Genomic DNA, 22,221 nt, shown 5'->3' with positions numbered 1-22,221 from the left:
CCTTCTGTCCGTGGGGCAAGATCTGTGTGGTGCAAGGTCGGGATGGTGCTCAGCATTCGACGACGTTGACGGCGAGGCCGCCGCGCGATGTCTCCTTGTACTTCGATTTCATATCGGCTCCAGTCTGCCGCATGGTCTCGATCGCCTGATCGAGGCTCACCCGGTGAGTGCCGTCGCCGTGCATGGCCAGCCGGGCCGCATTGATCGCCTTCACCGAGGCGATGGCATTGCGTTCGATGCACGGAACCTGGACGAGCCCGCCGACGGGATCGCAGGTCAGCCCGAGGTTGTGCTCGAGTCCGATCTCCGCGGCGTTCTCCACCTGTTCGGGAGTTCCGCCGAGTACGGCGCACAGGCCTGCGGCAGCCATCGCACAGGCCGATCCGACCTCGCCCTGGCAGCCCACCTCGGCGCCGGAGATCGACGCATTGCGTTTGAAGAGGATCCCGATCGCCCCGGCCGTGAGCAGGAATTGCACGACGGCATCGTCGGCAGCACTCGCACCAGCGGCGGCGCCTGCTCCGTCGCCGGAGCTCGCATCCCCGCCAGCCGTCCCGTCGCCGGTGACGAACCGGTCCATGTAATGGAGCACCGCGGGAATGATGCCCGCGGCCCCGTTCGTCGGGGCAGTGACGATCCGCCCGCCCGAGGCGTTCTCCTCGTTGACGGCCAAGGCAAAGAGGTTGACCCACTCGAGGGCATCGAGCGAACCCGATGCCCGGTAGTCCGCGTCCTCGAGCTTCGCCCGCAGTTCGGGGGCGCGCCTGCGGACCTTGAGCCCGCCGGGCAGCGTCGTCTCCTCCCGCGTGCATCCGTTGTGCACGCATTCGCGCATCACCGCCCAGATCGCCAAGAGCTTCTCCCGCAGCTGCTCATCACTGCGGGTCACGCGTTCGTTGACGGCCATGAGCTCGGCGATGCTCAGCCCATGCTCGCGGCAGCGGGCGAGGAGTTCATCGGCCGTCGCGAAATCAATCGTCCGACCGACTTCCTGCCCGGCCTGTTCAGAGGCCTCGATCGTCTCCGCAGCGTCCTTCTCAGCCGCGAGCTCCTCGGCGGTGACGACGAATCCCCCACCGACCGAGTAGTACTCGCGCTCGATGACCTCATCGTCGACCTCGGCGCGGATGAGCATCCCATTGGGATGGCCGGGAAGATTCTTCCGCATGTGCAGGACGAGATCCGTCTCCGGTTCGAATTCGATGACGAGACGCCCGCCGAGGTGGAGCTTGCGTTGGGTCTTCACCTCGGCGACCAGCGGGCCCACCTGGTCGGGGTCGAGCGTTTCGGGATCGAAACCGCTCAGACCCACGAGCACCGCCGAATCCGAACCGTGCCCGATGCCGGTCGCGGCCAGCGAACCATAGAGTCCGACCCGGACCCGACGCACCCGATGCAGGAGACCTTGCCCCTCGAGTTCGTCGACGAATCGCAAGGCTGCACGCATCGGCCCCACCGTGTGTGAGGAGGAGGGGCCGATGCCGATCGAGAACAGATCGAGGACCCCGAGTGCCATCAGCCGACGTCCTCTTCACGCGCCGAGGCACCGCTGGCATCGACGCTGTCGAGGAACTCCGACATTCCGTCGAGCAGCCAGCGGACCGTGAAGTCCGCGAAGCTCGCCCGCGGGTAGATGCGGTACGTGTCCTCACCGCTGTGGTGGAGAATGACCGGCACGGGACCCAGCGCCGTGACGATCGCGGACCCGACTCCGAAGGCGCGGGGATGGAGGTCGGCGCGGCAGCTCTTCTCGAGCACCTCGCGGGCCTTCTGCCCCGTCAGTTCGAGGATCGTGCGGTTGGCGGAGAGGTCGACGGCCTGTCCCGGCAGTCCTTCGAGTCCTGCCTCGGCGACGATCGTCTCACCCGGCTGCTGCTCGCGGGAGACGTCGACGGCGAGGAACTCGTCGGGGCTCAGCCACAGCACGTGCTGAGCCGCCGGATCACCGGTGACTTCGCCGACGCTGCGCGGCAGGCTGAGACCGAACGTATCCTCGAGCGACTTCCACGACGCCGAGTCAGGCTGTGCCCGCAGGCCGATCTGCACCGTGAAGGGCAGTTCGCGCAGGCCGACGCTGCGGCCGCCGGCGGCACTCGCCTCGGACATCAGCCCGGCCAGGTGCCCGGCCGGCGAGACCCGCAGGTCATCGAGTCCGCTCGACCCGGTGCCCGTGTGGGCGGTCCCTGCCGCGGCCGTCGTGGCGGAAAGTGTGGAATAGGTGGTGTCAGCCATCGCGGCGGTTTCCTTCCGGGTCGTAGAAGACGGGCGAGGTGATCTCGACGTCGACGAGGGTGTCGCCGAAGGGGGACTTGACGATCTCACCTTCGCGGTTGCGGCCGTTCTCGACGAGTGCGAGTCCGAACGGCCGGTCGAGGCTCGGCGAGATATAGGACGAGGTGACGTGCCCGATCATCGGCACCGGCCCGTCCTCCGGCGTGACGGGAGTGCCCGCCGCAATGAGCTGGGCGCCTTCGGCCAGGCGCGTCGTGCCGTCGATCGGCAGCACGCCGACGAGGTGCTTGCGGTCCTCGCGGGCCGTGTCGACCCGGGAGTAGGAGCGTTTGCCGATGAAGTCCTTGACCTTCGAGACGATCCACTCCATGCCCGCATCCTGCGGGGTCACGGTCCCGTCGGTGTCCTGCCCGACGATGATGAAGCCCTTCTCGGCACGCAGCACGTGCATGACCTCGGTGCCGTAGGGGGTGATGTCGAACTCGGCACCCGCCTCGGCGACGGCCTCCCACACGGCCAGCCCGTAGAACGTGTCGACGTTGATCTCGAAGGCGAGCTCACCGGAGAACGAGATCCGGCAGATGCGAGCCGGAATGCCGTTCGCCAGGGTGGTCTCACGGAAGCCCATGAACTCGAAGGCCTCGTTCGACACATCGAGGTTCGGTGCGACCCTGGCGATGACATCGCGCGACCGGGGTCCGGCCACGGCGACGGTCGACCACTGTTCGGTCACCGAGGTGAAGACGACGTCGAGTTCGGGCCACTCGGTCTGGTGCCATTCCTCGAGCCATTCGAGGACGGTCGCCGCCCCGCCGGTGGTCGTCGTCATGTAGTAGCGGTCCTCGGCCACGCGCAGTGTCACGCCGTCGTCGAAGATCATTCCGTCGGGCTTGCACATCAGCCCGTAGCGACCCTTGCCGACCTTGAGCTTCTTGAAGCCGTTGGTGTAGATCTGGCCGAGGAACTCTCCGGCGTCCTTCCCACGGATCTCGATCTTGCCGAGCGTCGAGGCGTCCTGGAAGCCGACGGACTCGCGCACGGCTTTGCCCTCGCGCAGCACCGCGGCCTCCATGTCCTCACCCGGCCGCGGGTAGTACCAGGGACGCTTCCACTGGCCGACGTCTTCGAATTCGGCTCCGTGGGCGACGTGCCAGGGGTGGATCGAGGTGACCCGGGCCGGGTCGAAGAGTTCGCCCTTGCGCCGTCCTGCCAGTGCCGCGAACGGCACCGGCGCGAACGGGGCGCGGAAGGTCGTGTGTCCGACCTGTCCGAGGTCCTCGGCTTTGCCCAGCACCGAGGCGATCGCGCCGATGGCGTTGACCGCTGAGGTCTTGCCCTGATCGTTGGCGGTCGAGATCGAGGTGTAGCGCTTGATGTGCTCGACCGAGCGCATGCCTGCGCTCATCGCCCGCTGCACGTCGGCGACGGTCTGGTCACGCTGGAAGTCGATGAAGTGCGTGCTCAGCGCGTCATGGTCGTCGGAAGCCGAGGTGACCAGCCACAGTGGGCGGGCCGGCGCGTAGGCCATCGGGGAGGCTGCCGGGACGCTCAGTGCGGCCGGGAAGCCGGTCCGGTTCGCAGCCTGGTTCCCGGCTTCCGCTCCTTGCCGCAGGGCCGCTTCCAGCGAGTAGTCTCCGGTCACGGATCCGACGGTGAATTGGTCGCGGACGGGGGCCGTGGGAACGAAGGCCGCGCTGTCGGCGTTCCAGTGGATCCGGCCCTTGCGCTGCCCGTGGAGGTGGATGACCGGCGAGTGACCGCCGGAGACGGCGAGCAGGTCGACGGCGATCTCTTCGCCTGCTCCGGCAACGACACCGTCGTCGTCGAGGGAGGCGACGGTGATGGCGCTGATACGTCCGGCCGGCCCGTCACCGGCGGTGCCGGTGACGGCGGAGCCGAGGATGAGGCGGGTGCCCGTGGCCGCGGTGACGGATTCAGCGATCGCCGAGGCGGTCGGACGGGAGTCGATGACCGCGGGGACGGTGATGCCTGCCGCGTGGAGGTCTGTGACGAGATCGTAGGCGGAGTCGTTCGTCGTCGCCACGGCCACGTTCTGCCCGGCGGCCACACCGTAGCGGCCGAGGTAGGTGCGCACGGCCGAGGCGAGCATGATGCCGGGGCGGTCGTTATCGGCGAAGACGATCGGGCGGTCGTGGGTGCCGGTGGCGAGCACGACCTGACCGGCGCGGACATGCCAGACCTTCTGGCGCACTCCGCGGCCATCGGCCGCGGCGACGGCGTCGGTGCGGTCTTCGAGGGCGACGAAGTAGTTCGAGTCGTAGCTGCCGAAGACCGTGGTGTTCGGCACGTACGTGAGCTCTTCATGCTCGGCGAATCCGGCGACGGTGGACTCGACCCACGCCAGGGCGTCGACGTCGTCGATGGTCTCGGTGGTGGCCGGTCCCGCGGCGAGCAGCGAGCCGCCGGGAATCGACTGATCGTCGAGGAGCAGGGTGCGGGCCCCGGACTTGCCGGCCTCCCGGGCGGCGGCGAGTCCGGCGGGGCCGGCGCCGACGATGAGGACGTCGGTGTGGACGTGTTTGTGCTCGTAGGTCAGTTCGTCCTGGCCGGGATCGAGGATGCCGAGCCCGGCGAGGTAGTCGGCCTCGAGACCATCGGCGAGGGCGACGCGGGTGGCGGGCAGCATCGACTCGGAGACGTCTCCGGGGAAACGGGGCTGCACGCGGACGAGCGCATTGGACTCTTCGACGCCCACGCCGAGGATGCCGCGGGCGCGTCCGAGGTACGTCGAGTTGCCGCAGTCGATGCGGCCCGCGGCGATGAGCGCGCTGGCGATCGTGTCACCGGCGAAGCCCGAGTAGGTCGCTCCGTCGACGGTGAAGTCGATCGGGCGGGTGGTGTCGATGCCGGTGGCACCGGGCAGACGAGACGCCGAGTGCAGGCGGGTGGTGTTCGTCATCGAACCTCTCCTTGCGTGTCGGGACGGGGCGAGCCGATCGGGTAGATGGCGGTGAAGTCGTAGGTGGCCGTATCGCGGATGGCGTTGAACCACTTCCGGCAGCCAGCGCTGTGGCTCCACATCTCGGCGTAGGCGCCGCGGCTGTTCTCACGGTAGAAGAGGTACTCGGCCCATTCCCTGTCGGTCAGGGCGTGCGGGTCTTCGGGGTAGGGAACGTGCGCCTGTCCGCCGTAGTGGAATTCGGTTTCGTCGCGTGGCCCGCAGTTCGGGCAGTCGATGAGCAGCATGTCGGTGTCTCTTTCCTTCCGCTCAGTGAGCCACGGCTGCGGCGCCGTGTTCGTCGATGAGGTGACCGGTTTCGAAGCGGTCGAGGGCGAACGGGGCGTTGAGCGGGTGGGGTTCGTCGTTCGCGATGGTGTGTGCGTAGGTGAAGCCCGCCGCGGGGGTGCCCTTGAAGCCGCCGGTGCCCCAGCCGCAGTTGGCGTAGAGTCCTTGGACTTCCGTCTTCGACACGATCGGTGAGGCGTCGAGGGTGACGTCGACGTTGCCGCCCCAGGTGCGCAGCACATGGGCGCGGGCGAAGATCGGGAACAGTTCGACCGCGGCGGCCAGCTGCTCCTCGATGACGTGGAAGCCGCCTCGTTGACCGTAGCCGTTGTAGGAGTCGACGCCGGCGCCCATGACGAGTTCGCCCTTGTGCGCTTGGGAGACGTAGACGTGGACGTGGTTGGACATGACCACGGTCGGGTGCACGGGTTCGAAGAGTTCGGAGACCAGCGCCTGCAGCGGGTGGGTCTGGATCGGCAGGCGGATCCCGGCCATGTCGGCGAGCACCGAGGAGTCGCCGGCCACGGCCAGAGCGACCTTCTCGGTGGCGATCGGTCCGCGGTTCGTCTGCACACCGACGACCTGATTGCCGATGCGTTCGATGCCGGTGACTTCGCAGTTCTGGATGATGTCGACGCCCATCTCATCGGCCTTGCGGGCGAAGGCCCAGGCGACGTGGTCGTGCTTGGCGATGCCGGCGCGCGGCTGATACGTCCCGCCCATCACTGGGTAGCGGAGGTCGTCGCCGATGTTGATGATCGGGCAGACTTCCTTGACCTGCTTGGGATCGAGCCATTCGGCGTCGACGCCGTTGAGCTTGTTCGCGTTCACCCGGCGCTGGGATTCGCGGACGTCCTGGAGGGTGTGGGCGAGGTTGAGCACGCCGCGCTGGGAGAAGAGGAAGTCGTACTCGAGCTCTTCGGGCAGCTGTTCCCAGAGCTTGAGGGACTTCTCGTAGATCGCGGCGGATTCGTCCCAGAGATAGTTCGAGCGGATGATCGTGGTGTTCCGGGCCATGTTGCCCCCGGCCAGCCATCCGCGCTCGAGGATGGCGATGTTCGTCATCCCGTGGTTCTTCGCCAGGTAGTAGGCGGTGGCCAGGCCGTGTCCGCCGCCGCCGATGATGACGGCTTCGTAGGACTTCTTCGGCTCGGGGTTGCGCCACAGGAAGTCGGGGTGTTCGGGAAGCTGGTCTGCCATCAGCGTGCTCCGATCTCTGAGATGGTGGGGTAGAGCGGGTGGTTCTGCGCGAGCGCGGTGACCCGGGCGCTCAGTTCGGCGATGATCTCCGGGCTCGCGCCGTCCGCCTCGGTGCCGGCCTTGAGCACCTCGGCGATGATGTCGGCGACCTCGGCGAAGGCCTCGGAGCCGAAGCCGCGGCTGGCGAGTGCCGGGGTGCCGATGCGCAGGCCCGAGGTGACCATCGGGGGACGCGGATCGTCGGGGACGGCGTTGCGATTGACGGTGATGCCGATCTGGGCGAGCAGATCTTCGGCCTGGGCTCCGTCGAGGGTTGAGTTGCGCAGATCGACGAGGACGAGGTGGACGTCGGTGCCGCCGGTGAGGACGGAGATTCCGCGTTCGGCGACATCGTCTTCGGTCAGCCGGCGGGCGAGTTCGCCGGCCCCGGCCAGGGTCCGCTTCTGCTTGTCGACGAATGTGTCGGTGGCGGCCAAGCCGAAGGCCACGGCCTTGCCGGCGATCACGTGCTCGAGGGGTCCACCCTGCTGTCCGGGGAAGACGGCGGAGTTGATCTTCTTCGCAATGTCCGCGTCATTGGTGAGGATGATGCCGCCTCGGGGGCCGCCGAGGGTCTTGTGCGTCGTCGACGATACGACGTGGGCGTGCGGGACCGGTGAGGGGTGAAGCCCGGCGGCGACGAGTCCGGCGAAGTGGGCCATGTCGACCATGAGGTAGGCACCGACGGAACCGGCGATGCGGCGGAACTCGGCGAAGTCGAGCTGCCGGGTGTAAGCCGACCAGCCTGCGACGATGAGCTTCGGCTGGTGCTCGTGAGCGAGGCGTTCGACCTCGGCCATGTCGACGCGTCCGGTCTCGGCATCGAGGCCGTAGGGGACGATCGAGTAGAGGCGGCCGGAGAAGTTGATCTTCATTCCGTGGGTGAGGTGGCCGCCGTGGGCGAGGTTGAGTCCGAGGACGGTGTCGCCGGGACGGATGAGTGCGTGCATGACCGAGGCGTTGGCCTGGGCGCCGGAGTGCGGCTGGACGTTCGCATACGCGGCTCCGAAGAGTGCCTTGACGCGGTCGATGGCGATGCGTTCGATCTCGTCGACGTGTTCGCAGCCGCCGTAGTAGCGGCGGCCCGGGTAGCCCTCGGCGTACTTGTTCGTGAGCACCGACCCTTGAGCTTCCATGACGGCCGAGGCGGTGTGGTTCTCCGAGGCGATCATCTCCAGGCCCTCGCGCTGCCGGGCCAGTTCGGCGTCGATGAATCCGGCGATCTGCGGATCGAGTTCAGCGATCGAGGTGCTCAGTTCGACGGGTTCACGGCTGGGGAAGGTCCCAGCGGAAGCGCTTGTCGGGGCACTGGCCGTGCCGGCTTCGGCGGGATTGGCGAGTTGCTCTGTCATGGATCTCCTTCGACCTGTCGCGATCAGCCCTTCCCGGCTGATCGGCAACTAATATATCAGATGCGTTCCTGTAGTGTAGGCAGAGAATTCCAGCCGATGCAATACGTTTGCCGCAGAGATTATGAAGGGGCTTCTCATGAGCACATCCGCCGACGCGACGTCACCGACGACGTCCTTGGCGAATCGCGCCTATGAGATCCTCCGCCACCGGCTCATCATGCTCGACATCGCTCCGGGCGATCCGATCAACGAGGCGGCCCTCAGCGCCGAGCTCGAGGTCGGTCGCACGCCGATCCGCGAGGCCCTCAAGCGACTCGAGCGCGATCACCTCGTCGTGTCGTATCCGCGGCGCGGGACCTTCGCCACGAATGTCGACCTCACCGATCTGTCGACGATCTCCGAGATGCGCGAAGCACTCGAGCCCATCGCCGCCCGGCGTGCGGCACGCAACCTCACCACGGAGCGTCGCGCGGATTTCACGGCCGCGATCGCCGACCTCAGGGCACTCGAATCGACCGACGAGCAGCGCACGCTGATGGAACGCGACCTCGACGTCCACCGCCTCATCTACAGCTCAGTGGACAATCCGCACCTGTCGGAGACGCTCATCCGCCTCGACGACCTGGCCACTCGCATCTGGTGCCTCGTCATCCCGGGGATCCCGGATCTCGTCACCCACATCCGCGAGCACATCGATCTGCTCGAGGCCATCCTCGACGGCGACGAGGAGACTGTCGCCGCCCGCGCCGCCGAGCACGTCCGCGAGTTCGACAAGACCGTCCGCACAACCCTGCGCTGAGGTCCCACTTCACCCGCTCACAGCCCCAGACCCCGCTGGAAGCCAGCCGCCACGGCCCGCGCCAACAACGACGCCGTCGCTGAACCCCAACACCCGTTGACGTGATCACAAACACACGCTAACGTGCTTGAATGTGATATATCAGTTGTCGACCTGACTCTGTCGACCACCTCATTCCCTCAACGACGAAGGACTTCCATGGCTGAGACCTCCACTGCCACCCATCTGGCCACGACCGAGAAGACCAGCATTCTGCGGGTCATCACCTATGCCGGGGCGATCATCGCATTCCTCATCGGCTCGGGCTTCGCCACCGGCCAAGAGATCCTCCAGTACTACGCGTCCTACGGCTTCTGGGGCGTCTTCGGCACCGGTCTTCTGGTGCTCGTGCTCATCTCCTACGTCGCCGTCGAGCTCTTCCTCACGGGCAGGCGGGAGCAGTTCGAGAAACCCTCACGCGTCTTCTACTACTACGGCGGAAAGTACCTCGGCACGTTCTTCGACTACTTCTCGATCCTCTTCGTCTTCCTGTCCTTCACCGTGATGATCGCTGGTGCCGGCGCAGTCTTCGAGGAGCACTACGGACTGTCGAAGTTCATCGGCGGGATCGCCCTGGCCGCTGTCGTCTGCGCCACCGTGTGGTTCGGGCTGACGAGCCTCGTCGACGTCATCGGCAAGATCGGCCCGGTCATCGTCGTCGTCGCGATCGCCCTCGGCGTCTACGGCATCGTGCGCGACCCCGCAGGCGTCTCCACCGGAGTTGAGATCCTGCCGAGCCTCGACGTCACTCAGGCGTCGTCGAACTGGTTCCTCTCCGGCCTGTCTTATGTCGGATTCTGCATGCTCTGGCTCGCGGCGTTCCTCGCCGCCCTCGGCAAGACCGTGAAGAACCGCCGCGAGGCCACGGCCGGCGGCTTCGTCGGAGGCATTGCCTTCTCCCTGGCCTGCATGGTCGTCGGACTCGGGCTGCTGGCCAACATCGGCGAGGTCTTCGACGCCGAGATCCCGATGCTCGTTCTCGCCAGCAGCCTCGGACCGTGGATCGGGGCGCTCATCTCCGTGATGATCCTCGCCGGAATCTACACGACGGCGATTCCGCTGCTGTGGACGGTGTCATCGCGCTTCTTCGACGACAAGACGAAGAAGTTCAAGTACGTGACGATCGCACTCCCCGTTCTCGGCACGATCATCGGCCTCGTCCTGCCGTTCTCGCAGATGGTCAACATCATCTACGTCATCAACGGCTACGTCGGCATCATCCTCCTGGCGCTGATGATCGTCCGCACGATCCGCCACGTGGCCACCCGCACCAAGAAATAGAACCTCGCCGAGGCGGCCCGATCCGTCCACGAGAAAGGCCCTGTCGGAATGAATGTCCGACTGGGCCTTGGAACTGTACTCACCGACACAGCGAAGCCCCGCACGACTTTTCGATCGTGCGGGGCTTCGCTGATGCGGGCGGCGTCGCCTACCTGCTCGAGACGCGTCCGAAGAGATTCGCGATCGGGGCGAGCAGCAGCGGCCTGGCGGCGAACCAACCGGCCACGACCACGACCATCGCGATGAGGAACCATACGAGTCCGGCCCAACCGAGCATCTCGGTTCCCGCGAACATGTAGCCGAGGTTGTGCCGCAGTCCGGTCGTGAAAACGAGGAACACGTGGACGAGTATGAAGAACACGAAGAACAGCATCGTCGGGAAGTGGATCGCCCGTGCCAGCGGCGCCGGGTAGATCTTGTTCAGCGTCGCGGCGTTCTTCGGCCACCATTCGCTCATCCGCACGCCCGTGATCGCAGCCAACGGGGCGGCGATGAACACGATGATGAAGTACATCAGCTGCTGGAGAGCGTTGTAGTTGACCCACGCATCTTCCATCGGCCATTCCATCGTGCCGTACTGCAGCGCCGCCGACAGCGCGTTCGGGAACACTTCCCAACTGGTCGGCACGATGCGCGCCCAGTGCCCGGAGACGAAGAGCAGCACGACGAAGACCACACCATTGGCCAGCCACAGCAGATCGAGACTCGTGTGCAGCCAGAGGTTGATGCTGATCTTCTTCCCACCCTTCTTCGGGGTGTAGAACGCCGGCGGCTTCTGCTGGTGACGCACCTGCAGACCCGAACGGATGATGAGCACCATGAAGAAGATGTTGAGGAAGTGCGTCCACCGCACCCAGCCCGGGAAGCCGGGTTCGACGAATTCCGGGATGTGATATTCGCCCGGGTAGCGTTCGAGGAACTCCGGCACGCCCGGCAGGGTCGTGACACCGCGCGCGGCGAGGATGAGGACCCCGGCCACAACGAGGAGTCCGCCGAGTCCCAGTCCGACGAGCTTGGACCACTGTCCCAGCGACTTCGAACCGATCATGACCGGTTCCTTCTTCGCTGCAGGCTTCGCCGAGGCGGTGCTGCCCGAACTCGACGATGTGGCCTTCGCAGCCGGTGCCGTCTTCGCGGCCGGCTTGTCCGCGGTGCGAGCCGCAGCCTTGTCGTCGGCCTTCGCTGCGGGCTTGGCCATCGGCTTGCGCTGGGCAGGCTTGCCCGCGGTCTTCGCCGCAGGCTTCGCCATCGGCTTGCGCTGGGCAGGCTTCTTCTCGGCTTCGCCGGATTTCTTCTCCGACGCCGAGGCGGCTCCCGCTGCTGCAGCACCTGCACCGGCGGCGGCTCCCGCACCTGCGGCTGCCGCACCGGCACCGACGCCGCCGATTCCGGTGCGTCGGCCTTGGGGCTTCTTCTCACCGGATTCGTCAGCTGCAGCCGGCTTCGCATCCTGCTTCGTCTCGGCCGGCGCCTGCGCTTCGTCGGCAGATTCGGCACCGGTCGACGTGGCGTCGGCGGCCTTCTCTTCAGCCGGAGCCGAAGCGGCAGCCGAACCTGCGGCAGGTTTGGCAGCGTGTGCTGGAGCAAAGCCTTCCGGCGGCCAGGGGTCTCCCCCGGGGGTGCGGGGAAGTCCGCGGCGCAGGGGTACATCGGAGAGTTCTCCGGAGCCCGAGCCGTTCGCGGCTGCTGCAGCCACACCGGCACCGGCAACGCCAGCACCAGCTGCGGCGGCCGCCGCAGGAGCAGCGGACGAGGATTCAGACGTGGAATCGGCTGACGTATCAGCCGAAGCGGTTTCAGCAGAGTCGGCCTGAGCAGCGGATTCCTCCGCAGTGCTGTCGTCAGGAGCGGATGCAGCCGCTACCGGAGCAGCAGCGCCGGCGGCGGATCCACCTGCGGCCTTGACTCCGGCAGGCGCGAAGCCTTCCGGCGGCCAAGGATCTCCTCCGACAACTCGCGGCAGACCACGACGCAAGGGAACCTCGGCGGCAGGAGCGGATTCCGCAGCGGGTGCGGCATCGGCGGCGGCAGGTTCTGCCGCTTCAGACTCATCGTCCGAACCGGAAGCGGCGACGGCGGCGCCGGCAGCCACTCCGGCACCAGCCGTCGCTGCAGCAGCTGGGGCAGCAGAGGACTGTTCGTCCGATTCAGCGGACGCCGCGTCCTCGGTCGAATCCTCGGCAGCGACATCCTCTTCGGCCGCAGGCTCTTCGGGAGCCGACGATTCAGCAGACGCGATAGGAGCAGCTGAGGCACCGGTGGCCTTCACTCCGGCCGGAGCAAGACCTTCCGGCGGCCAGGGCTCTCCGCCCTCGACGCGCGGCAGTCCACGGCGCAACGGCACCTCGGCCGCGGGAGCGGCTTCAGCAGGAGCGACATCGGCTGCATCATCGTCATCACCCGCCGTCGCAGAAGCAGCACCGGTCGACGAATCCTCGGCGGATTCCTCGTCCGAGTCGTCGACGATCCCCGTCGACTCCTCAGCCTCGGTCACATCGGATTCGGCCGCCTCGGCGGGGGAACCTTCATCCAGTTCCTCCGTCTCGGCAGTCTCCGGCAGCCACGACGCGCCCTCTTCCAAGGGTTCGCCGATGACGCCCTCCGGGGGCCAGGGGTCTCCGCCTTCGACCCGGGGCAGACCCGAACGCAGCGAACTGGAATAGGTTGCCATATCAGGACTTGTTCTCGTTCAGTGATTCGATGGCCTGGGGAACGACCTTGAACAGGTCGCCGACGACGCCGAAATCGGCGATGTCGAAGATCGGAGCTTCGGCGTCCTTGTTGACCGCGACAATGGTCTTCGAGGTCTGCATACCGGCCTTGTGCTGGATCGCGCCGGAGATGCCGAGAGCCACGTAGAGCTGCGGGGACACCGACACACCGGTCTGGCCGACCTGGTGCGACTGCGCGATGTAGCCGGCGTCGACGGCCGCACGGGAGGCACCGACGGCAGCGCCGAGAGTGTCGGCGAATTCGCCGACGAGCTCGAAGGACTCCTCCGAACCGACGCCGCGGCCACCGGAGACGACCTTCTGCGCGCCGCGCAGCTCGGGACGCGAGGAGGTTTCGACAACGGCCTCGAACGAGTCGATCGAAGCCGAGCGCTTACCGGAATCGGCGACCTCGAGGGCCTGCGTGTTCGCGGACTGCGCTTCTGCGCGAGCTTCGATCGAGCCCAGGCGCAGGGTCACGATGGGCGCACCGAAGGTCGGGGCCGAGGAGGCGGTGTAGCCGCCGCCGTAGACGGAGTGGTTGGCCACGATGCCCTCGGAGTCGCGTTCGAGTCCGGTGGCGTCGACGGACACGGCCGATCCGCTGCGCACGGCGTAGCGACCGGCGATGTCACGACCGTCGAGAGTATTGGGCACGAGAACAGCGTCGGGGGCGGTGAGCTCCGCGGCTGCGGCCACGGCGTCGACGGCCGCGGTGCCGAGGTTGCCCTCGGTGGCTGCGGCGGTCAGGGTCGCCACGGCGCCGAGTTCGGCGGCCTTCTCGGCAGCGGCGTCGGCGCTGCCGTCGGCGAGCACGAGGGCGACGGGCGAGCCGATCTCAGCGGCTCCGCCGAGCAGTTCGGCGGCCGGCTTCTCCAGCTGGCCTTCGGCATCGGCGGTGAGGACGACGAGAATGGAGTCCTGCGGGAATTCTGACATGACGATTCTCCTTAGGCCAGACGGTTCTTGGTGAGGTATTCGGCGAGTTCGACTCCGCCATTGCCTTCGTCGACGACCTTCTCGCCGGCTTCGCGCGGCGGCTTCTCGGCGACGGTGACCATGATCGAGCGGGCCACGGACTGGTCCTCGGCGTCGATGTCGAGATCGGACAGGCTGATGACCTCGAAGGGCTTCTTCTTCGCCGCCATGATGCCCTTGAAGTTCGGGAATCGGGCCTCGGGAAGCGCCTCGGTGATGGAGATGACGGCGGGCAGTTCGGCCGAGACCTGCTGCTTGCCGCCTTCGACCGCGCGGCTGCCGGAGACCTTGCCGTCGCCCAGTTCGACGGTCGTCAGACCGGTCACGTGCGGGTAGTCGAGGTGCTCGGCGAGCATCGCCGGCATCATGCCGCCGTTGCCGTCGGTGGAGACGTTGCCGGTGACGACGAGGTCGAACTCACCGCGGCGCAGAGCGGCGGCGAGCACTTCGGCGGTCAGGCCGAGATCGGCGCCGGCCAAACCTTCATCGGCCACGTGCACGGCATTGTCAGCACCCATGGCCAGACCCTTGCGGATCGTGGCGGTCGCGGTATCGGGCGCCATCGAAATGACGGTCACCTCGGTGTCGCCGTCGGAGTCCTTCTGCGTCAGGGCGACCTCGAGGGCACGCTCACCGATCTCATCGAGGACGGCTTCCGAGGCGCCGCGATCGGCGAGCCCGGTTTCCAAGTTCAACTTGCGGTCGCCGTACGTATCCGGGACCTCTTTGACCAACACCGCGATCTTCAAGGATGACTCCTTAGGTTCGTGAAGCAGTTCCAGCTGCGTGAGACTTTCGTCTCATAATCTACAGGTGGCTGATTTCCGTCCGTTGACCGGGTCCGGGTTAGAACCGATCATGTCCATCACCCATGGTACGTGGTAGGCACCACAGGTATCTCCGTTACTGTACGAACGATCGACAGAATTTGTCCAGTGCGTCGGACGCCGCAAACTCGCGGGCTCCCCTCGCCGAGGCGGCGCCCTTGTCGTCGACGACGGGACCTCGACGCGGGGGCATCCCCTCGCCGAGGCGGGGCCCTAGAATGGGAAGCAGACCGACCATTCCTCCCGGTGGCCATCGCCGCCCTCCGTGCGAGTGCATCCGGGCAGGCTGGACGCAGAGGTCGCAGGCAAGACGCAGACATCAACGGTGAAGGAGCGCCCCGTGGCATTCGACCTCGACGACATCGACCGCAGCATCATCGCCGCCCTCGTCGAGGACTCGCGCCTGAGCGTGCGCCAGCTGGCCGAACGCGTCCACATCTCCCGCTCCGCCGCGCATAAGCGCTTCACGACCCTCATCGAATCGGGTGCGATCAGGAAATTCACCGCCGAGGTGGACCGCGAGGCTCTCGGCATGACCGTGACCGCGGTCGTCGTCGTCAAGATCGGCGAGCGCCCCTGGCCGCAGGTCCGTGACGACCTGGCAGCCCTTCCGTTCGTGGAAAAGGTCCAAGCCGTCAGCGGGGACATCGACGCCTTGGTGACGGTCAACGCCCCGGATAACACTGCGCTGTCGCAGGTGATCCTGCGCCGCATCCACGAGGTCCCGGGCGTCGTGTCCTCCCGCTCGCTCCTCATCCTCGATGAGGCCGAGGGCCACAGGCCGGGCGCCGGCTGAGTCCTGCGGCTCAGTCCTTCTGGTATTCGGTGATGGCTTTCTCGGCAAGGTCGAGACCGTAATCCGCGTCGGCGTATCCGGCGATTGTGGCTTTGCCGATCGGATAGACGTGTCCGGCCCGGACAGCCGGGAGGTCTTTGAACACAGCGGAGTCCATGAGCGCCTTCGTCAACGAGTCATAGTCGCCGCGCAGGTCCGAGTTGACGAAGATGATGTCGGCATCGGACAGACTGCGGTCGAGGACTTCCAGCGAGATCTGAGCTTCGGGCTCGACGGTCCCGGACTTATTGCCTCCCTGTTCGGCCTTGCCGTACTTCTTCACCATGGCGTCTTCGTCGGCCGACCAATCGAACCCGAGCGGGGACAGAATCGTGCCGAGCATGTTCTCACTTCCCCACAGATATGCCGAGTTCTCCTCGAAGGAGGACACCACTCCGATCGTGGTGCCCTCGGTGACTTCGGAATGCTTTTCGCCGAGCTGCTTCTGCCGAGCCGTGAATTCTCTGTCGAGTTCGTCGAGCTGATCGGTCTTGTTGACGGCGTCTGCGACTTCCCCCACACGCTGCTGCCAGTTCGCGCGGTCTCCGCCGCGCAGGGTGAACTGGTAGACGGGTGCGATCTCCTCGAGCTGCTCGATCATCTCCGGCTCGAAGATGTTCGGGGACAGGATGAGGTCGGGTTCGGCCTCGGCGAGCTTCTCGAGGTCCGGCTCCTGCTGACTGACTGTGGGGATCCCCTCGAGTTCATCGAGCCACTCCTCGGGCACGGCCGGATCCTGGTACTCGCCCTGCGCCACGGGAGGCGCATCAAGATCCATGAGGGTCTCGGTGGCGGCATAGTGCAGTGTCGCGACGGCCTTCGGAGCCGCGGGCACTTCGACCTCCGCGCCGGTCGCATCGGTGACGGTGCGCGTCTCGGAGGCAGTGCCCGGGTTCGCTTCCTCACTGCCGCCTGCGCATCCGGCGAGGAGAGCGAGGCCGGTGGCTCCGGCGATGGCAGCAGCGGTCAGGCGCGTCAATGTCATACGTTTGTCCTTATTCTTCTTTGATCTGGTGAACGTCCGGGTGAGGCGGCCGGGCCCCGGAGAGGCAGTTCAGGAGCGTGAGGCGATCACGGCCGATCGGAACCGGCCGAACCCCCATCCGATGTCTCTCACCTGCACGTGCGCGGCTCCGAGCCTGTGCAGATCCGTGACGAGCTCGCCGCGGGTCAGCGACGGATTCCCGGTGGTGGCCAGGACCGTGATGAGCTCTTCGGCCTGATGGTCATCGGTCTCGGCATCGTCGGTGAAGGGTTCGACGATCACCACTGTCCGGCTCGCGGCGAGCATCCGGTCCAACAACGAGGTCACCTCTGTCCGCGATCGCCCCGTCAATCCGGCGATCACGAGGGTACAGTCGACGTCCGGCCAGGGTCGTCGACCGGACAGGCCCTGTGCGCCGGGAGTGTGGATCGTCCGCCCCGAATGCGAGGCCTTCCTCGTCAGGGCGGCGGCCGCCTCGGCGTCGACATCACCGACGACGGCGAGGCCCTCGGCCGAGGCCACGGGTTCGAGGTCGAGGATGAGATCGAGGACATACTGCAGGTGGTCGAGGCTGCGTCGCCGGTGGGCGGAGTCGAGTTCGGAATCGGCGTCGCGCTGGGCGTGCCAGGTGGGAGCCTGAATCGTCGAGGCGCGCGAAGTGCGGGAGGCGAACCCGCCTCTGAGCACGTCGATGAGGTCGACGAGGGAGAACAGGTCGAGCAGCGCCGCATCGCTCAGGTCGAGCCCGTCGGAGGCACCGTCGCCGGTGAGAACCGCCCCGGTCGGGGTGTTGCGGTAGTTCTCCTCCTCACGCGCAAGGAGTCCGAGGGAGCACATAGCCGTCAGCACCGGGCGCACACGGTCGGCATCGATATCGAGTTCGGCGGCGATCGCCTCGGCGGTGGCGACTCCGCCGGCGATGAGGTCGTTGATGCCGAGGGTGACGGCTGTCCGGGTGATGATCGCGGGGAGCAGTTCGGTCATTTCGTGGACCTGGTGGAGGACCTCGAGAGTTCCGTCCGGTTCGGCGCTGCCCTCGCTGCCGGCTGCTGCAGAAGGGGCCGAATCATCGGCCGGGGCGGACTCGGCCCCAGATCCCTCGAGCGTGGCCTCGGGCGTGGAGGCGACTGCCGCACTTGGCGCGGCGGGACGAGTCGGCATCTTCCGCCAGTAGCCGACGACCTCGACGTCCTCTTTGGGAAGGCCGATCTCCCGGCGCAGGTAGCGGCGGATGGGGGCGATGGTCAGTGTCTCGCCCGCGCACCAGGCGAAAGTGCGTCCTTCGGGCAGATCGAGATTCTTCACGGCGTCGAACATCAGGCGCGATTCGCCCGGTGCGGTGGATCCGCGGATGAGCCAGTCGATTTCGACATCGGCTTCGGTGGGGATGTCTTGAATGTCGTCGGAGGTGGGTACTTCGACGATGATGTGACCGCGGGTGCCAGCAGGTGCCTCTTCGAGCCAGCGCCCGACAGCGGGCAGCGCCGTCTCGTCGGCGACGAGGAGGTGGAAATCGATGTCGTCGGCCAGCCCGGCGCAGGTCTTCGGTCCGGCGAAGCTGATCCGATCACCGACCGCGACGCCGAAAGCCCAGTCAGAGGCCAGTCCGGAGTCATGGCGCACGATGTCGATGCTGAAGGAGTTCGTCTCGTGGTCGACGCTGCGAACGGTGTAGTCGCGGGCACGGTTGAGCGCTTCCCGATTCCAGTTGAAGCGGAACTCCTCCTGCTCGCCGATATCGAGGGATGAGCCGTCGGGCGGGGGAATGACGAGTTTCACGTGATCGTCGAAACCCTCGGAGCGGAATGCAGGCCGTGCAGCCTCGCCGACCCCACCGGCCGCCAATTGATCGCCTGCCACTGTCAGGCGTCGCATGTTCGGGGTGATGTCGACGATGCCGGTGACTTCCACTTCTCGCAGGATGATCGGCAGCACCTGCAGAGGCCTGGAAGTACGCGGCATGTATTCAGCTCCGAGGGTTCTTGACGTATGAAACAGCGAGAAACAGAGAAGCCGGACCCACAACTTCAAGCAGGTGTGTCAACTGCCTTAGGCAAGACCGATGTTCCCTATATCTCATAGGTGAGCCTAACCTGGGATCGCAGCAGGTGCAACCACTTATTTTCAACACCGACCAGAGGCCGCCACCTCAGTTCGCTCCGACACCCCTGGTCTCGCCTCGTCTTATTCGCGCGGTCCCGACAGCAGCATGAGCGCGGCACCGGCGACGATGCGCTTGTACACCGGCTCGACTGACAGCGTGTCTCCGTCGGCCGTGAGGAGCCCGAGCTCGGTGAGCTCCTGCAGTTCGTCCTCCAAGAGCGTGGAGAGCCGTTCGCTGCGCACCTCGCCGAGGTCGAGTTCGGGGCGTTCCGGTGCCGAGTCGGGAGTGAGGATCTCGATGAGGCGCTGGGCGATCGTGATCGCCGGGGCGCCGTAGTCCTCTCCGGGAACGAGGTTGATCACGTCGAGCAGCCGCTCGTAGATGAAGGCGCCGATGACCGGCAGTGCGGTATCCGCGCTCACCTCGCCCTTCTTCCACTCGTCGGCGGCGTTTCCCGGGCAGACCTTGGTGCCGGTGATCTCGGTGATCTCGGCGCTCTGCATCACGGCCCACATCGCTTCGAGGACGGGCACCTCGTCGGCGCTGCGCGCATAGTTCACGCCATGTTCGTACCGAGCGTTCGACGCGACTCCGACGGCGTTGATGCCGAACTTTCCGGCCGCCTCGGCGATATCGGCTCGCTTCACCCGCCCCGTACCGGTCAGCGGGCGGGAGTCGCCGATCCAATCGAGAGTGCCGACCACTCCCTCGACGAGGCGGTTGTGCGGCATCGGCGATGCGAGCTGTTCCTCACTCAGGGCATTGGCTTCGACGGCCGCCATCAGCGCCGAAGGCAGCGGGTCGGTGCGCATGCTCGCGGCCTCGGCGCGGGCCCGGGCGGCGCTCCAGCGCTCGGGGGCCTCGTCGGTGTCCATGCGGAAACGAAGATAGTTGTCGAGAGCTTCGAGGCTGTCGAGGAAGATCACCGTCGAAGGCGATTCGCCATCGGTCTTCTCGGCTTCCTCCTGTCCGTCGACGGCGAAGCTTTCAAGGACATCGAGGAGGTCGTCGATTCCCTCCGGTTCGTCGATATCTGCGCGGGAGGACACGGCGATGCAGAACAGGAGATGGGCGATGTCGAAGACCTCTGAGTCCTCGTCGACATCATCGTAGGTCTCGGCCAGCCAGTCGCGGAAGCGCTGGTATAGCGGCATCTCGTAGACGGTCTTCTCGACCTCGTCCATTCGTTCGTCGACGCCCTGCGGATCAGCGTGGGGGTTCGCCTGTGCACTCGCCTGGGCGCTCGATCCTCCGAGCCACTCCGGCAGGTCCTGTTCTGCAGCAGGGCCGTCCTGGGCTTCCTGGACGTCTTGGATCACGCGGCCGGTGGAGCCGTAGGTGCCGGCAACCGGCTCCGGATAACCGTCGAGTGGCATGATCTCGTCGACGACGTCCTGCTCCGAGACCTTGTTTCGCTTGGCCAACCGCACGACTGCGGCAGCTACGGCGAGCATGCCCCCTTCGAGGACGGGACGTCCGCTGTTGCCGGCGATGAGGCCGTCGAGGCTGTCGACGACGCGCCCCTTATGCGCCAGGGCCAGGATGTCACGGGCCACGGCGCGAGATTTCTTCGCCGACCACTTCGGTGCCAGCACTCCGCCGAGCTTCGGTCCGTGCACGTCGTCGGTGAACCACTCGTCGAGGAGGCCCATCGCCGCCCCGGTCACCTGCGCGACGCTCGGGCTGAAGTCCTCGGGGTCCGAGGGCAGGGAGGCCACAACAGCCTCGGCGCGCTTGATATCTCCTTCGGCGAAGGCAAGGGAGAAGGAGCGCAGCTTACCCAGAGCCAGTCCGCGGTGGGCACCGACCGGGGTGAATAGGCGGCGGTTGTATTCCACCTGCGCCTTCTCCATGGCAGCGTGGAAGTCAGCCTCGGTGAAGTCCGCATTCGGATCATCGATGTCGATTCCTTCGGCCTTGAGGAACGGCGCCAGCTCCCGCATCATCCGATCGCCCATGCCGGGGTTGCGGCTGATTTTGCCGCCCGCTGCCATACCGTGGAATTCGGGACTGTCGAAGAAAGAAGACACGCACTGCTCCTGCCGAGGATGAACTGAAGCAATAACGGTAACAAGTCAGACCTCGTCCGCCCCGCAACTGCCCCGGCATGGCCCCGCGGCTTTGCCGAGATCACACTCCGGGCGACCCCAGGGTCTTCCGCACCGCCCTGATGGTCAGTTCAAGGGATTGGGCGCGCGCGGTCGGATCGTCGACGCCGACGCTCACGCTGTAGAGGTGTCCGGAGCCGATGGTGAGGTAGACGAAGGCTGCCGCCCAGCCGATCGGCACGCCGTCATCGATGGACCCATCCGCCTGCCCCCTTGCGATGACAGCTTCGAGCGGATCGTCTTCGTCGCCTGCAGATTCAGCGCCCGCGCTGGGCTCAGCGCCTGCCGCGTCTCCAGCATCCGCACGGAACTCTGGGGTCGCCTCGGCGAAGGATTCATCGGTGATGATCGGGTTGTCGGCGAAGAGCAGGGTGAGCACATCGGGCAGAGTGAACAGCTCCGCACAGATCCGTTCGAGCGCAGCCAGCCCGGCCCCTTCGCCGGGACGGGCCTGCATGACCGCCTCACCGAATCGCCGGGCACCGAGCCTCGCCGCCGCGGCGACGAGCGCCTCGCGATCACCGAAATGCCGATAGAGGGTCGTACGGCCGACGCCGATTGACTGCGAGAGCTCGCTCATCGACGCCTGCGGGTTCGCGGCAAGGTGGGTCAGTGCCTCGCTAACCAGGGCCTCTCGGCCCAATCGACGCATGCCCTGCACCGGCACAACCCCTCCCAGATTCGTTGAACGATACAGAGCAGTCTACTTATGGAACACCAGTGTTCCACTTTGGTATCATGGAGTACCGACAACGACTTCGAGGATCGAGCACGTGATGGATCACCCCCAACAGAAGAACGACCCCACCGCCCGGCGGCCCCGCACCGCTGCGACGTTTGCGCTCAGTCGGACCGATGTCGTCGTCATCGGTCTCGTCTGCATCGGCATCGGCGTGGCTCTCGGCTTCTTCCTTCCGGCACTCGGGTCGTTTGCCGCGACGTTCCCCCTCCCTTTCGGCGACGTCATCGAGAAGCTCAGCCGCTTCGACCAGGCGTGGGTCGTCATCGCCCGACCGATCATCGGCGGAGCACTCGGACTCATCGCCGCCTTCTTCATCGCCGCCTCGACGACTCCCCTGCGCATCGACGAGCACGGAATCACCATCGGAAGAGACGACGACCACCCGCTGCGCATCTCCCGCGCCTCGTTTTCGACCGCATACTTCACCGACGGCAAGCTAATCGTCGTCACCGAAGGCGGGCATCAGGCCTTCAAAGGAGATGTCGAAGGCAAGAAGGCCGCGATCGCCGAGGCCTTCACCTCCCACGGATACCGGTGGGGCGAGATCTGAGGGCCGCGGCATCGAAGGTTAAGGCGCACATCGCCCCGCTCGGAGAGGACCTCTGCGCCGAGAGCTAATGCGATCAACGGGAGGAAGTTGTTCAGAAGCAGCCGGCCGGTGAGGGCGAAGTCGATGAGAGTTTTCACCGTCCTCGATGCAAGCAATGCCAACCCGGTGGTCGTCGTTCACGACCGCGACAAC

17 protein-coding genes are annotated in these 22,221 nt (G+C 66.3%); 4 read left to right on the top strand and 13 right to left on the bottom strand.

Annotated elements, in window-relative coordinates:
• Positions 1-49 precede the first annotated feature (49 nt).
• Genes AC3CD9_RS16735 through glyA form a run of 6 tightly spaced genes read right to left on the bottom strand, consistent with a single transcriptional unit; the run spans position 50 to position 8,070 of the window.
• A complete protein-coding gene (locus AC3CD9_RS16735) occupies positions 50-1,516 on the bottom strand; it encodes an L-serine ammonia-lyase (RefSeq protein WP_488365111.1) in 1,467 nt (488 codons plus the stop codon).
• Positions 1,516-2,232, bottom strand: coding sequence for a sarcosine oxidase subunit gamma (locus tag AC3CD9_RS16730; RefSeq protein WP_488365110.1), 717 nt, complete (start codon positions 2,230-2,232; stop codon positions 1,516-1,518). The genes AC3CD9_RS16735 and AC3CD9_RS16730 overlap by 1 nt, the downstream gene beginning before the upstream one ends.
• Positions 2,225-5,152 (bottom strand): glycine cleavage T C-terminal barrel domain-containing protein, encoded by a 2,928-nt coding sequence (locus AC3CD9_RS16725; protein ID WP_488365109.1) that lies wholly within the window; start codon positions 5,150-5,152, stop codon positions 2,225-2,227. Before AC3CD9_RS16725 ends, AC3CD9_RS16730 begins: the two co-directional genes overlap by 8 nt.
• A complete protein-coding gene (locus tag AC3CD9_RS16720; protein WP_139467723.1) occupies positions 5,149-5,439 on the bottom strand; it encodes a sarcosine oxidase subunit delta in 291 nt (96 codons plus the stop codon). The genes AC3CD9_RS16725 and AC3CD9_RS16720 overlap by 4 nt, the downstream gene beginning before the upstream one ends.
• A 22-nt stretch (positions 5,440-5,461) precedes the next feature.
• A complete protein-coding gene (locus AC3CD9_RS16715; protein WP_488365108.1) occupies positions 5,462-6,679 on the bottom strand; it encodes a sarcosine oxidase subunit beta family protein in 1,218 nt (405 codons plus the stop codon).
• A complete protein-coding gene (gene glyA / locus AC3CD9_RS16710) occupies positions 6,679-8,070 on the bottom strand; it encodes a serine hydroxymethyltransferase (RefSeq protein ID WP_488365107.1) in 1,392 nt (463 codons plus the stop codon). The genes AC3CD9_RS16715 and glyA overlap by 1 nt, the downstream gene beginning before the upstream one ends.
• Before the next feature lie 136 nt (positions 8,071-8,206).
• Between glyA and AC3CD9_RS16705 the strand changes: the two genes are divergently transcribed.
• Both AC3CD9_RS16705 and AC3CD9_RS16700 read left to right on the top strand, forming a co-directional pair.
• Entirely contained in the window at positions 8,207-8,869 is a 663-nt protein-coding gene (locus tag AC3CD9_RS16705) for a GntR family transcriptional regulator (RefSeq protein ID WP_488365106.1), read from the top strand.
• Between the two features lie 198 nt (positions 8,870-9,067).
• Complete coding sequence (locus AC3CD9_RS16700) at positions 9,068-10,189, top strand: YkvI family membrane protein (RefSeq protein WP_488365105.1); 1,122 nt, start codon at positions 9,068-9,070, stop codon at positions 10,187-10,189.
• Positions 10,190-10,337: 148 nt separating this feature from the next.
• On the opposite strand, the gene AC3CD9_RS16695 is transcribed toward AC3CD9_RS16700, so the two are convergent.
• From AC3CD9_RS16695 to AC3CD9_RS16685, 3 genes are read right to left on the bottom strand one after another with little or no spacing between them, the layout of a single operon-like run.
• Complete coding sequence (locus AC3CD9_RS16695) at positions 10,338-12,860, bottom strand: cytochrome b/b6 domain-containing protein (RefSeq protein WP_488365104.1); 2,523 nt, start codon at positions 12,858-12,860, stop codon at positions 10,338-10,340.
• A 1-nt stretch (position 12,861) separates the two neighbouring features.
• Entirely contained in the window at positions 12,862-13,839 is a 978-nt protein-coding gene (locus AC3CD9_RS16690; RefSeq protein WP_488365102.1) for an electron transfer flavoprotein subunit alpha/FixB family protein, read from the bottom strand.
• A gap of 11 nt (positions 13,840-13,850) precedes the next feature.
• Positions 13,851-14,627: an electron transfer flavoprotein subunit beta/FixA family protein gene (locus AC3CD9_RS16685; RefSeq protein WP_420097046.1), complete on the bottom strand. Its 777-nt coding sequence runs from the start codon at positions 14,625-14,627 to the stop codon at positions 13,851-13,853.
• Positions 14,628-15,045: 418 nt separating this feature from the next.
• Here AC3CD9_RS16685 and AC3CD9_RS16680 point away from each other — a divergent pair, with 418 nt between their 5' ends.
• Positions 15,046-15,501, top strand: a complete 456-nt coding sequence (locus tag AC3CD9_RS16680; RefSeq protein ID WP_009883814.1) for an Lrp/AsnC family transcriptional regulator — start codon at positions 15,046-15,048, stop codon at positions 15,499-15,501.
• Between the two features lie 10 nt (positions 15,502-15,511).
• On the opposite strand, the gene AC3CD9_RS16675 is transcribed toward AC3CD9_RS16680, so the two are convergent.
• From AC3CD9_RS16675 to AC3CD9_RS16660, 4 genes are all read right to left on the bottom strand, one after another.
• The gene (locus tag AC3CD9_RS16675; protein WP_488365099.1) at positions 15,512-16,525 is read right to left on the bottom strand and encodes an ABC transporter substrate-binding protein; all 1,014 of its coding nucleotides are present in this window, start codon (positions 16,523-16,525) and stop codon (positions 15,512-15,514) included.
• A 69-nt stretch (positions 16,526-16,594) separates the two neighbouring features.
• A complete protein-coding gene (locus tag AC3CD9_RS16670) occupies positions 16,595-18,487 on the bottom strand; it encodes an SIP domain-containing protein (protein WP_488365098.1) in 1,893 nt (630 codons plus the stop codon).
• Between the two features lie 222 nt (positions 18,488-18,709).
• Positions 18,710-20,659 carry a hypothetical protein gene (locus AC3CD9_RS16665; RefSeq protein ID WP_488365096.1) on the bottom strand — a complete coding sequence of 650 codons (1,950 nt, stop codon included), beginning with the start codon at positions 20,657-20,659 and terminating at the stop codon, positions 18,710-18,712.
• Positions 20,660-20,759: 100 nt separating this feature from the next.
• Positions 20,760-21,389, bottom strand: a complete 630-nt coding sequence (locus AC3CD9_RS16660) for a TetR/AcrR family transcriptional regulator (protein WP_488365094.1) — start codon at positions 21,387-21,389, stop codon at positions 20,760-20,762.
• Between the two features lie 124 nt (positions 21,390-21,513).
• Here AC3CD9_RS16660 and AC3CD9_RS16655 point away from each other — a divergent pair, with 124 nt between their 5' ends.
• Positions 21,514-22,029, top strand: coding sequence for a YqeB family protein (locus AC3CD9_RS16655; RefSeq protein WP_488365093.1), 516 nt, complete (start codon positions 21,514-21,516; stop codon positions 22,027-22,029).
• Positions 22,030-22,221 lie beyond the last annotated feature (192 nt).

Source organism: Brevibacterium sp. MGP-B1, from assembly GCF_057766545.1.
The sequence above is the reverse complement of the archived record's forward strand: the minus strand, read 5'-3'. Positions and strand labels throughout refer to the sequence as shown.

Coding starts and splice junctions, on each gene's coding strand:
- AC3CD9_RS16725 (WP_488365109.1), bottom strand. CDS start 5,152: ATGACGAACACCACCCGCCTGCACTCGGCGTCTCGTCTGCCCGGTGCC.
- AC3CD9_RS16705 (WP_488365106.1), top strand. CDS start 8,207: ATGAGCACATCCGCCGACGCGACGTCACCGACGACGTCCTTGGCGAAT.
- AC3CD9_RS16720 (WP_139467723.1), bottom strand. CDS start 5,439: ATGCTGCTCATCGACTGCCCGAACTGCGGGCCACGCGACGAAACCGAA.
- AC3CD9_RS16690 (WP_488365102.1), bottom strand. CDS start 13,839: ATGTCAGAATTCCCGCAGGACTCCATTCTCGTCGTCCTCACCGCCGAT.
- AC3CD9_RS16700 (WP_488365105.1), top strand. CDS start 9,068: ATGGCTGAGACCTCCACTGCCACCCATCTGGCCACGACCGAGAAGACC.
- glyA (WP_488365107.1), bottom strand. CDS start 8,070: ATGACAGAGCAACTCGCCAATCCCGCCGAAGCCGGCACGGCCAGTGCC.
- AC3CD9_RS16675 (WP_488365099.1), bottom strand. CDS start 16,525: ATGACATTGACGCGCCTGACCGCTGCTGCCATCGCCGGAGCCACCGGC.
- AC3CD9_RS16730 (WP_488365110.1), bottom strand. CDS start 2,232: ATGGCTGACACCACCTATTCCACACTTTCCGCCACGACGGCCGCGGCA.
- AC3CD9_RS16670 (WP_488365098.1), bottom strand. CDS start 18,487: ATGCCGCGTACTTCCAGGCCTCTGCAGGTGCTGCCGATCATCCTGCGA.
- AC3CD9_RS16735 (WP_488365111.1), bottom strand. CDS start 1,516: ATGGCACTCGGGGTCCTCGATCTGTTCTCGATCGGCATCGGCCCCTCC.
- AC3CD9_RS16715 (WP_488365108.1), bottom strand. CDS start 6,679: ATGGCAGACCAGCTTCCCGAACACCCCGACTTCCTGTGGCGCAACCCC.
- AC3CD9_RS16655 (WP_488365093.1), top strand. CDS start 21,514: ATGGATCACCCCCAACAGAAGAACGACCCCACCGCCCGGCGGCCCCGC.
- AC3CD9_RS16695 (WP_488365104.1), bottom strand. CDS start 12,860: ATGGCAACCTATTCCAGTTCGCTGCGTTCGGGTCTGCCCCGGGTCGAA.
- AC3CD9_RS16660 (WP_488365094.1), bottom strand. CDS start 21,389: ATGCGTCGATTGGGCCGAGAGGCCCTGGTTAGCGAGGCACTGACCCAC.